Below are 10,916 nucleotides of genomic sequence, written 5' to 3'. Positions count from 1 at the left end.
CATCGCGTTAGCAGGGCCGCCCTTTCGCCGGCATCTCACGCGCGGCGAGCCCCCAGGGCGAGACCGCGACCCCACCAGCGGCGAGCCCCCAGGGCGAGACCGCGACCCCACCAGCGGCGAGCCCCCCAGGGCGAGACCGCGACCCCACCAGCGGCGAGCCCCCCAGGGCGAGACCGCGACCCCACCAGCGGCGAGCCCCCCAGGGCGAGACCGCGACCCCACCAGCGGCGAGCCCCCCAGGGCGAGACCGCGACCCCACCAGCGGCGAGCCCCCCAGGGCGAGACCGCGACCCCACCAGCGGCGAGCCCCCCAGGGCGAGACCGCGACCCCACCAGCGGCGAGCCCCCCAGGGCGAGACCGCGACCCCACCAGCGGCGAGCCCCCAGGGCGAGACCGCGACCCCACCAGCGGCGAGCCCCCAGGGCGAGACCGCGACCCCACCAGCGGCGAGCCCCCAGGGCGAGACCGCGACCCCACCAGCGGCGAGCCCCCAGGGCGAGACCGCGACCCCACCAGCGGCGAGCCCCCAGGGCGAGACCGCGACTATTTCTCTAACCATGTACATGGAAGTTTGGCGGTCCACTTAGTTGGAACTCCACTCGGTGTTAGAGGTACGACGATCAAACGAGTCCCACTTTTGGTGCAACTCGCACGCGCATCGCTAACTGTTTTTGACCATTCTGGTCCTTGGGTGTTGTAGCGGTCCCCCGTGGCATCGGCACCTATTGCTACGACGAGTAGAACAGCCGAGAGCAGCGCAACCGGACGATATTTGCCTTTCAATAACTCAGGATAAGAAAGAATTAATGCGGCGCCAATTAAGATAGAAGCCGGGACTGCGTAGCGTGAAGCTTGACCAACGCTGAACCAAGATGACAGTGGGATTTGCTTTAAATCCGCGAAGATAAGAGTCAGGGCGAGTAGATAGATTCCAGAAATAGCTAGCACTATGGGTATTAGACGTGGCTTAATGAAGAGCACTACTGCTGGCAATACGATAAGAATTAAGGCAATAGAAACGCCTGCAATACGGATAGCTACTTCCGCTCCATTTTGACCATACTGGGCTTCAATCGGACCGCGTACAACTAGCTGATGGATCGACTCGATTGGTTGGTTTAGATACATATCTGAAGCCGAGCGTGCGCTTGGCTTCAAAGCTAACCACTGACCAAGTGCCCCTAGGCCTCCCAAAATTGGAACAAACCGCGATTCTCTTTGGTTTTTTATTACAGCCCAAAGGAAAAGTGGAAAAAGGAGCAAAATTAGCGGGTCGGTAAGTGCGCATAATGCAAGCGTCAAGCCAGCTAAAACTACCCAGAATCGGCGGAATTGACCGATTAAAATTACTACTGCTCCTGCGTCGCAAAACCATCGAAGATTAGTTAAATTCCCCAGTACTTCCTGTTGCCCGACGGGTACAAAAAGAAACATTGAACCTGCCGCCAAAGACCATCGCCAATCAATACCTCGGGATCGAAAGGCAACGAAAGCAATGATGGTCAGCCAAGCACGCCAAAGGGCACACAAGAAACCTATAATAATCGGGAACCATCCAGGGGGGCCCGCGGCCCCTAATGCCGTTAACAATCTTGGCACAACATGCAAATAGCCGGTGTAATCCGTCGTAACTGAAGACCATCCATTAAGGGTCCATTCGGACAGGAATACTGTTCCATCTTCTTTGTGAACGTGGCCTAATTGCCAGCCATAAAGCCGTGGGGCGCAGAGAAATATAATCCCAACTAATGCTGTCGCTATTACTATCGTCCATGTAGTCACATTTGAATTGCGGCTTAATCGCTTCACGGGCGTGAGATTAGCATTTATGCCGCTTAAGTTCGGTCGTTGTGATCTAGGCCGGTAGTCAGCTGCGCAATGGCGGTCTGTGATGGGTGGACGTATTGCTGCAGGCTGGTCAGTGCGGCGTGTCGGGATTTGGCCATGAGGAGGGGGCCGCTGGTGCCGGTGTTGGCGAGGTGGGTCAAGGCAGAGTGGCGTAGTTGGTGCAGGGTCGCTCCGTTGGTGGCGTCGGTGAAGAGAGCGGCGGCCTGGCGGTAGGACAGCCGGGCGTGACCCGTGGCTGTGTCAAGGTCGATCACTGCGGGTAGCGCGGTGGTGCGGGGTGGCCGGCTGGATAGGAACACCGGCCCGCCGGTGCGCCCAGCGAGCAGTCGAGGTAGCAGGCGTGCGGTACCGGTGGCGTAGTGCAGGGTGTCGCGGTCGCCGCCTTTGCGGATGGTGTGGGCGGTGCGGTTACTCAGGTCCAGGTCGCCGACGTCTAGGCGCAGGACCTCGTTCGCGCGGGCGGCTGTTTCGTAGAGCATCCGCCACAAGGTCCGTTCCCGCAGCCCGTGCCGTGGGTTGGTGCACAGTCGCTCGATGACCTCCCGTGTCAGCGCCCGGTTGTGATCGTGGGTGATCTTTCGTGGCCGGGCCAGGCGAGCGAATCGGTACGGCACGGTGTCGGGGCACCATTCCCAGTCGGCGGCATGGTTCAACAGCCCGCGCAGGGCGCCGGTGGCGAGGTTGAACGTGGCCGGTGCCGCGTTGTCATAGGCGCCGACCAGCGCGGCCTGGTAGTCGTACGCGCTCAGATCACCCAGGCCCGCGCCCTCGGGTAACTGCGCGCCGATCCGACCCAACAGGATCGCGTAGGTGCGTTTAGTCGTTGGCGCGGTCGGGCGGCACAGGAACGCGGCCACGGCCGTCGCCCAACTGATCCCGCCGCCCGAGTCGGGCTCGAGGTCGCCGACGGGGCCGAGGGGGCGGTGCGGGGTCGTTGGGGGCATATTCCGCAGTTAATCAGGTGCTGGGAACTACATCAGCGGGCGACCAAACCGCGCCATTCCGGGGTCCGCGTCATCATGTACCGCAGTTACGGAACATTAACTGCGGAACCTCGGCCAGCGACGGATCGTCTGCAAGGCTCGTCATTAGGGGATTGCTGCACGGGAGTGGCTGGTCAGCGCGCGGTGCGATTGGTGCCCCACATTGCACTGATAAAGCTGTCGATTGTCGGCCTCACCCGCGGGACCTTAAATTCAACCTGGCCCTGGTAACTTTCGGGGGCCGCAATATACCTGCGGGCCTCGACACCCGTTCGCGCAACGCGACATCCTGCAATTTCGACCGCGCCGTAATGTACACCTCTGATACGCACTCTATCCAAGGACAAGTAGCCCCATGATTGATTCCCCGAGTACCACCATGGTTCCCTCTCGCCGCACCATCACCAGGGGCTTGGTGTGGAGCATGCCCGTCATCGCTATTGCCGGTGTACTGCCTACCGCCACCGCGTCCACGTCGGCCGTCCAGGTCGCCAACCACGGCGCAATCACGACCTTGAACAACGAGTGCGGCACCACCACGGTAGATGGCACAGCAACGTCGGGGGTTGCCCAATACGGTCTGCGCTGGAGCAACGTGAGCGCGGTGACTACGCCGATCACGGTGGGGTACTACTTCAACGCCACAGGCTTGACGTTCCCCTCCCAAGTGGTGGGCTGGTCCGCGCTGACCCAGACCACCACCTCCAAAACGGTCGACGGGCGGACCTACTACCTGTACACCTCAACCTATTCAGGCACCGTGACCATCATGAACGGAACCGCAGCGCTCACGTACAAATTCGGTCCTACGAACTGCGGGACGCCACCCACCTATTTCGAAGCGGTCAGCAGTTCGGTCGTCAACGGCCAAACCTTCACCACCGACTCCGGGATCCTGGCCATCTCCGCTCCCCATGCCGCTGCCGGTGCCAAGACCTCAGTCCGCACTACGAAAACCGCCCCCACAAAACTGGGCACCCCAGCGAAGGTGACGGCGCCAGCGAGCCAGTCCTACTGATCCCTGCCGGCCGGGCCAACGCATCAGCCCCCGCGGATAAGCCCGACCCAGTCGACGCCGTAACTGCCGCACAGGCATTGCTGGGCGACGGCCGCACCGAACCGACATCGTCCACGACGATGAGCGAAGCACTGCGGCAAATCCGCCGATCCGCCGATCCGCCGATCCGCCGATCAGCGGATCAAGGCCCAGACCACCAGTGATACCAACAGAGCATCTCCTGACCGGATCGCCCCTTCCGGTCTAGGGATCCATAGCGACATGGTTCCCGGGCCGGAACGGTCAAGGGCGGGCTTGCACCAGTGAAGTCATTGCTCTCGGCTGCGACGCGAACAACCGCATCACGGGTGACACCGCACTAGCGGTGCCACCCGTGATGCGGTTGGCAGGACTGGGCTTGGCCCTACGACTGCGTGATCAGATCAGTACGTACCCACCCCAGCGGAGGAGAAACCAAAGTAGACCGACTGGACGTTGAGGTACTTGTTGTGGGTCGGGTTCGGGGCCGGCTGCTTGACCACCACGCCGTTCTTCTGCTGGCGCATGCCGTTGTAGGAGTCAACGAAGCTGTAGGTACCGGGCAGCATCTCGGCCTGCACCTGGTTGTGGTTGTTAACGTTCACCCCAGTGATCGGGTGGTACGCCTGGTCTAGGCCGAAGTAGGACGCATCCGCTTGGACGGACGTAGAGCCGCTCGTGATCGCACTGTCGGACGCCACTACGTTCACCAACTCGGTTTGGAAGCCCACGCTCTGGTAGCGGTTTGCCCCGTTGTTCGAGTTCGGCTGGGCGACCGTCACGCCGTTCATCTGCTGGCGGGTGCCGTTATAGGTCGCGGCGAAGCTATATGCGCCTGGCAGCATGTCGGCTTGCCCACCCGTCATCGTGTGCCACCCGTTCGCGTAGTAGGACGCGGTATCGGCGGTCAGGGGGAAGCCGCTGTGATCCTGCAACGCCAGGTTTACCGACGCAGCCTGAAAGTAGACCGTCTTCGCGCTGGACCCGATCGTCACGCCGTTAACCTGCTGACGGGTGCCGTTGTATGTGGCCACGAAACTGTACGTGCCAGGGGGCAACGAGGCCTGAACAATATTGTGATTGTTGGCATTTTTGGTGGTGATGGGGTAGGCCGTGCCACCGTAGGAGATCGCCGTCGCCGACCCGTTGTCCGGGATATCTAAGACGCTGTTCGGGCCGGGCGCACCCTGAATCTCCACGTTCACGGTCGTGGTGGTGGGCGTTGGGTCCGCGTTCGCGATGGCGGTCCCGGAAATGAGTGGAAGTACTAGGGCTGTCGCGCCGAGGGTTACCCCTGCGCTCTTGGTCCATTTGGACATCTTTGTATCTCTATTCTCTCGGAGGTCCGCACAATCACGCGATGTGTGGTGACCCGAGGTTGAAATCGTTGTGAGCGCTGCTCGCCAGCCGGCGGGACGCTAGCCTGCGCGCGATCTTCGCAGACGTAACACGGGCTGTCTAGTATCAATATTTGAGCAGCGCCATGCGGCCGACACCAGGGTCAGTGATACGCCTTCTGTCGCATTGAGGGCGGCGCGCCGTGAATGGTTTCGCGTTTTGTTTTGGGGTGATGAGGCATGGCCAATCATCCTGTTCCCCGCGTGGGGTTCACACGTGTTGGCGAGTCGTGAAAGAACTGGGCCCGTTGACCAGAATTTTCCCCGGTGCGGGCCGGACTCGGACGGCGAACCAGGGGTTGTGGCTCACAGCTGATTGGTGTGGTGACTGCGGTGATCGCAGACAAGATGGGAGTCTCACGCCCAACAAAGTTCTGGCACAACGGATCCAACACCAGAGACTCAGACCTGGAGGGGCAACCAAGACCGGGTACACCACGGTGCTACCACTCGGCCCGTGTGGGGCACTGAAACCGACAGTGCCCTAAGCCTTACTCGGTGAAAACCCCGCTCAACGGGTGCCGAGCAGCACCACCGCTGACTCAACGCACGATCCTGCAGCGTTGCTACCCGCGTCCCGGATTAGAACGGGGACCCTTACAAATCCCACCCATCCCTCTCGGACACGGCGTGAGCTTGGGTCGCGCGACGGTGAGCTACCTCGGGGCAGGGGCGGGCCGCGGTGACGCTGCCTGCGTTGTCGTGGGTGGTGATCCACCCGTCGCACTCGGGCCGCTCACACACCGACACCGACGCTGGTGCAGCTGGTAGGAAAGCGGGCCCGGGGTAATCGCCCTGTTCGTCCAGGCCAGCCAGCATCGCCGCGAACAGCACCGCCGGTCGGGTGGTCACTGCTCGATTGGCCAGGGGGGAACGTTGCCCGGTGCGTACCGCAGCATCAACCAACGCGCCCAACAAATCCTGCGCGGTCCACGACGGGGAACACGTCACGAACCGTGTCAGGGCCGGGGCAAGGCGCCGGGGGCTCTCACCGGCCAACCACGGCAGCTGTGCTGTGACCTGCAGCGCCAGATTCCGGGCCACCGCAGGGTTACCCCGTTTTTGTTGAGGCCGGCGCGGCGAAGCCGCGGCCTTTTCTTGGCCGCTCGCGGCCGTCTTTCGCTTGAAGGAAGTGTTCTCACAGTCTTGGCGGTCTGGGGAATGGTTACCTCTGGTAGGGGTATCTATCCACAAGGCAACAGGGATAGCCCGGGGCGTAGTGAACGCAACTTCTGTGGATAACCCCCGCTGACGCGAACCCCGCCGACGGGCCGCGAGGCACTCCTCCAAGGTGAGCATCCGCCCCGCCTGGATCACCACCTCCAGGCCAATCCGCCGCGCCAGACGCTGACACACCTTCACCGTGTTCACACTCACCCCCAACACCGAAGCGACCGTGTCCGGGCGCACAATCGCCCGCCGACCCGTCCCCGCCAACGCATACCCAGACCGCACAGCCAAATACCGGCGCATCAACCCAGGCGACACTCGACCCCGCAACTCTTCAGCACCGAACGCCAACGCCACCGGCACCACCACGCCCAACCAATGCTCACGACTCACCCACACCGCAACAGCTGAATACGCACCCGCAGGGGCGTATGTGTGATGCCCCCGGGTCGCGTTACGAGGGCCACGGTCGTCTTGATGCCACCTCGGCAACACACCAGGGCGCGCACGACACACCAACTCCACATACGCGGAATCACGTGGCGCGCACCGGCGGTGCGTCAGGACACGCTGATGCATCTGGTCAGGGTCTTGGCCCAGACGGGCAGGATGATCTAAAGTGGGTAGCACGAAGCCACCTCTCAGGCGAGAAACGAATTCGTAGCCGGCTGCTAACCGGCGCAGAACTTAAATTGCTAGACGACAGGCCGCCGCGGAAACGGCGGCCTTTGTCGTGTCAGGGCACTGCCCCGCAACGTCATCCGGTCAGGGGGAGCTCCTGCTGGGGTCTGGGGCCACTGGAGCGTTTGCTGGCTAGTGGCTGACCAAAAGCAACGGCTTCGAGATAAATCTGCACAGACACACCATGAGAAGCAGCGATGGCACGCAGCTCTTCTCGCCGCGCCACCGATGTGCGGAAGATGATGTTCGCCCGGCGGTCTTCTGACCGATCAGCATTGCTCTTCGCCATGGCATAAGCCTTCCATGTACCCACCGCTTCTAGGGGGTATTCCGGTTCTCCGGGCGTGTCCTAGACCTTCCGCATCGTGCTGCGGAATGCCACCAGTACACCCGTCGACGGCTGTCACTCGTAGTGGGACCACATTCGCAGCACGTGCACTGTGCGCTGATAGGGCAACACCTCGTAGACGAGTCGGTGCTGGATGTTGATCCGACGCGAGTAGCACCCCGCCAGGTTGCCCACGAGCTTTTCGTACCGCGGTGGCATCGCAAACGGATCCTCGGTCAGCACGTCGAGTAGCTTCATGGCTCGCGGCTTCAGACCTGAAGAGGCCAACTTCTTGGCGTCTTTTTGCGCCTGGCGTGAGTAGACCAGCGTCCAGCCACTCACCAGTCAAGGTCGCGAGAACCGGCCTCGACACCCTCAGCGCGAGCCTGATGGATCGACTCGACCATTCCCGGCACCGACTCCAAGAACAAGGTCTCCTGGATCGCCTGCCAGTCAGCCTCGCTGACCAACACCGCATTGCCCCGTTGCCCTGTAATCGTCAGGGGCTGAGACTCGGCGTTCACCTGGTCAATCAACCGATACAAATTCGCCCGCGCCGACGTCGCACTTATAGCAGTCACAGTCAGTACCTCCACGGCAAAGCGTACGCCATAACGTACAAGCTATGAGGAGGGCACAGATCTTCCTTAACCAGTCAAAATTTCAGCGCAAACCGCGTGGCTAATCTGGTGAAACCCCCTTGGTGCCGCCACGCTGAGACCCTATGGAACCCACGTCTGGTACCACCGACACCCCTGCCGACTTAGGTCTCAAAGAAGCGTCACGAGTTACCGGTGTCAGCCTATCCACGCTACGTCGTCGTCGTGATGATCTTCGGAATGCTGGGGCAACACAGCACGCGGACGGTACGTGGTCCATTCCGATTCATACCCTCATCACGCTTGGGATGCTCGACAGGGTGGGTCCCAGCGCGCCGGTGTCATTGACACCCACCGAGAGACCCTCTGATGCCCCTACGTGGGACCAGGTGGCATCCCTGCGAGATCAGTTGATGGACGCGCAGCAGAGAGCGGCTGTCGCGGAAGCAGTCGCACACGAGCGTGGCAACGCGTTGGAGGATGTGCGCCGCGCGATGCGAATGCTTGAGACCCGCACCGTGACACCCGCAGAGACCCCTAAAGAATCCAGCAATATCAAGGAAAATCTCACGTTGGTACCCACCAACACAGAATCAGAGCCACCCCCTGAGACCCTCGCAGAGCGGCCCTTGCGAGCATGGTGGCGTAACCGCAAACGCTGAAGCGTGAGGGCGACAGATGTGAACGGGGTTACCGGCCGTAGTCGTTTCCTCGGTTGCTGTCTTGTCCGAGTGTGGGTGGTTGGTAGGGGCGCGCGGCCGTGGTGCTGGTGCCTCGTCCGCGGCCGGGGCTGATGCGTGCCATGTGGGCGGCGTGAGCTTGTTGCTCGAGTTGGGCGTTGCTGTGGCGGGCGAGGGCCACGATCTGGTCCAGGTCCCCATCGTCGGCGTGGTTGGGGCCGGCCCAGGAGGTGATCGTGGCGATCGCGTCCTGGTCGCCTTTCTCGGCGGCGCGGATGGTGTCTTCGCGCTTCATCGCGGTGATGCGTTTCTCCTGGCCGGGGAACGCTGCTGAGGATGTTTCCAATGCTCGACCAGCCTCCACGGGGATATCGCTCCACGCGGTCGGTCGCGCGTCTTTCCACGCCTGCTCTGCGGCGTCCTTCATCGCCTGGTCGGCCTGTTCGATCCGCTGGGCGGTCGCGGTGCCCCGTTGCTGCCACCACGCGTCGAGGTACTGGGTGACCTGCCCTAACCGGGCCTGGTGGTTGACCAGTTGCCATCCCTGCCCTAGGGCGGCGACCTGCCCGCGCCATTCCTGCTCCTGGGCGACCTGCACGGCGGGGGAGGCCCACTGCTTGGGTTTCCCGAACAACGTCGTGCCCGGGGAAGGGACCGGGGGCAACGCCGCCCTTGGTGCTTCCAAGATCGGACCCAACCGTGACCATGACAGCTGCTTATCCAGCTGGGATGCTTTGAACCAGATCAACGCCCCGTCCCGGTCCCGCCCACCCTCAAGAGTGGGACTAGCGAAGCTGTACCCACTGACCCGCCCCGTACTGGCCACATTCGCCTGGGCCGCGATTCCCTGCTCACTCAACGCTTCCTCGAACGCAGCTCGCCCATACCCGGCCGTTTCCGCCATGGCGGTGGCCACCTGCGCGGCTAACCGGACCCGGACCGGGGACTGCCCGGTCGCCTCGGCGTATTTCCATTCCCCCTGCTTCAACTGATGATCCACGATTCGCTTACTCGCGTCCGTAGATTGCAACGGCGCCTCCGACAAACCATGAGCTTGTTCAATCACTCGCCGTGCTTGTTGCGCGGCCCACCGGTCTTTACGCCCGGTCCACACCACCTGGGCCGGGTCCTCACTGACCCGGGACAGCACCACGTGAATATGATCCGGCCCGTGTTTCACCGCGACCCACGGATAATTTTGGTAGCCCATCTGCTCCGCGAATTCCTGCGCAACATCACCCCACTCACCCGCCCCCATCACCCGGTCATCCGCGTGCGCCCGAATTGAGCACTGCCAAATAGGGCGCTCAATATCGGGTCGGTGTTGGTGAGCTGCGCGTAACTGACCCGCCCAATACGCCGGTGCCCGGTCCCCGTTCGCGCCAATATTCGACGCGACCACTTCCCCACCCCGGGTCACCCCATCCTCCAAAACGTGTTCATTGTTCCGCCCCGGGCCGTGTAAATACGCACCCAAATCACCCACCCGCCGGCCCCGAGTGATCTTCGTAATCACAGTGCCTCCCGCAATGCGCGGATCTCGACCTGGGCGCGGTCTACCGCGTCAACTAAATCCTGAGCCACCACCGAATCACCGGTGCGCATATGCGCCAACCGAACCGCCTGATTGAGATTGTTACCAATACGCGCCAACGCCGCTAACTCCACCCCCGGACGCGCCGGCCCCCTCGGCGCCTTAACTATTCCCCCGTCATCACCCTCGGCCACCACGGCATTGATCGTTTCCCGCACCCACCGCCCCACCTCCCGACGACCACCATTCACGGCCGCTTCCTGCCACGCCACCAACTCCGCAGGAAACAATCGCACCGCCACCACCCGATCCCGCTTCTCCGCAACGCTCGCGCTCTTGGCCAACTCAGCACGCGCAGCCTCCCCAGCAGCAACCCACCGATCCACACCCACCAATCCCGACAACTCCGCACCACCCGACTCAGACACCACCACAAACACCTCCCAGATCCGGCACACCTCTTGCACCCTCGGCCCAACCACCCACACACCCCACGCCACAAGCGGCACAGGGTGCCCGGAACGGGCCAACCCACCACCAGGCGCCCAGGCCCGGAACGGGACCGCCGGCGGGCGGCCCCGACAGTGAGCGAAGCGAACAAGGGCGAGGCGATCAGAGGGACACGAAGCGAAGCGCAGAGTAACTCTGATCATACCTCG

The 10,916-nt window shown here is 62.4% G+C and carries 11 protein-coding genes; 1 reads left to right on the top strand and 10 read right to left on the bottom strand.

Going from position 1 to position 10,916, the window contains the following annotated elements; all coding sequences use genetic code 11:
• Positions 1–35: 35 nt before the first annotated feature.
• Genes V3G39_00055 through V3G39_00045 form a run of 3 tightly spaced genes read right to left on the bottom strand, consistent with a single transcriptional unit; the run spans position 36 to position 2,793 of the window.
• On the bottom strand, positions 36–560 hold the full coding sequence (locus V3G39_00055) for a hypothetical protein (GenBank protein XAS74811.1): 525 nt from the start codon (positions 558–560) through the stop codon (positions 36–38).
• Positions 545–1,783 carry a hypothetical protein gene (locus V3G39_00050; protein ID XAS74810.1) on the bottom strand — a complete coding sequence of 413 codons (1,239 nt, stop codon included), beginning with the start codon at positions 1,781–1,783 and terminating at the stop codon, positions 545–547. The genes V3G39_00055 and V3G39_00050 overlap by 16 nt, the downstream gene beginning before the upstream one ends.
• Positions 1,784–1,836: 53 nt before the next feature.
• Entirely contained in the window at positions 1,837–2,793 is a 957-nt protein-coding gene (locus V3G39_00045; GenBank protein ID XAS74809.1) for a site-specific integrase, read from the bottom strand.
• Positions 2,794–3,187: 394 nt separating this feature from the next.
• Between V3G39_00045 and V3G39_00040 the strand changes: the two genes are divergently transcribed.
• Positions 3,188–3,850: a hypothetical protein gene (locus V3G39_00040; GenBank protein XAS74808.1), complete on the top strand. Its 663-nt coding sequence runs from the start codon at positions 3,188–3,190 to the stop codon at positions 3,848–3,850.
• Positions 3,851–4,272: 422 nt separating this feature from the next.
• Here V3G39_00040 and V3G39_00035 read toward each other — a convergent pair whose 3' ends face one another.
• The 7 genes from V3G39_00035 to mobC form a co-directional block, all read right to left on the bottom strand.
• Complete coding sequence (locus V3G39_00035; protein ID XAS74807.1) at positions 4,273–5,187, bottom strand: hypothetical protein; 915 nt, start codon at positions 5,185–5,187, stop codon at positions 4,273–4,275.
• Positions 5,188–5,862: 675 nt separating this feature from the next.
• A complete protein-coding gene (locus V3G39_00030; protein XAS74806.1) occupies positions 5,863–6,309 on the bottom strand; it encodes a hypothetical protein in 447 nt (148 codons plus the stop codon).
• An 883-nt stretch (positions 6,310–7,192) separates the two neighbouring features.
• On the bottom strand, positions 7,193–7,405 hold the full coding sequence (locus V3G39_00025) for a hypothetical protein (GenBank protein ID XAS74805.1): 213 nt from the start codon (positions 7,403–7,405) through the stop codon (positions 7,193–7,195).
• Positions 7,406–7,519: 114 nt separating this feature from the next.
• Positions 7,520–7,786 (bottom strand): Txe/YoeB family addiction module toxin, encoded by a 267-nt coding sequence (locus tag V3G39_00020; protein ID XAS74804.1) that lies wholly within the window; start codon positions 7,784–7,786, stop codon positions 7,520–7,522.
• On the bottom strand, positions 7,783–8,025 hold the full coding sequence (locus V3G39_00015; protein ID XAS74803.1) for a type II toxin-antitoxin system Phd/YefM family antitoxin: 243 nt from the start codon (positions 8,023–8,025) through the stop codon (positions 7,783–7,785). Before V3G39_00015 ends, V3G39_00020 begins: the two co-directional genes overlap by 4 nt.
• Before the next feature lie 708 nt (positions 8,026–8,733).
• On the bottom strand, positions 8,734–9,723 hold the full coding sequence (locus V3G39_00010; protein ID XAS74802.1) for a hypothetical protein: 990 nt from the start codon (positions 9,721–9,723) through the stop codon (positions 8,734–8,736).
• A gap of 512 nt (positions 9,724–10,235) precedes the next feature.
• A complete protein-coding gene (gene mobC / locus V3G39_00005) occupies positions 10,236–10,688 on the bottom strand; it encodes a plasmid mobilization relaxosome protein MobC (protein ID XAS74801.1) in 453 nt (150 codons plus the stop codon).
• Positions 10,689–10,916: the final 228 nt, after the last annotated feature.

The organism is Dermatophilaceae bacterium Sec6.4 (genome assembly GCA_039636865.1).
Classification (GTDB): Bacteria; Actinomycetota; Actinomycetes; order Actinomycetales; family Dermatophilaceae; genus Allobranchiibius.
Note: the sequence above shows the minus strand (reverse complement) of the source record. Positions and strands in the feature narration are given on the sequence as shown.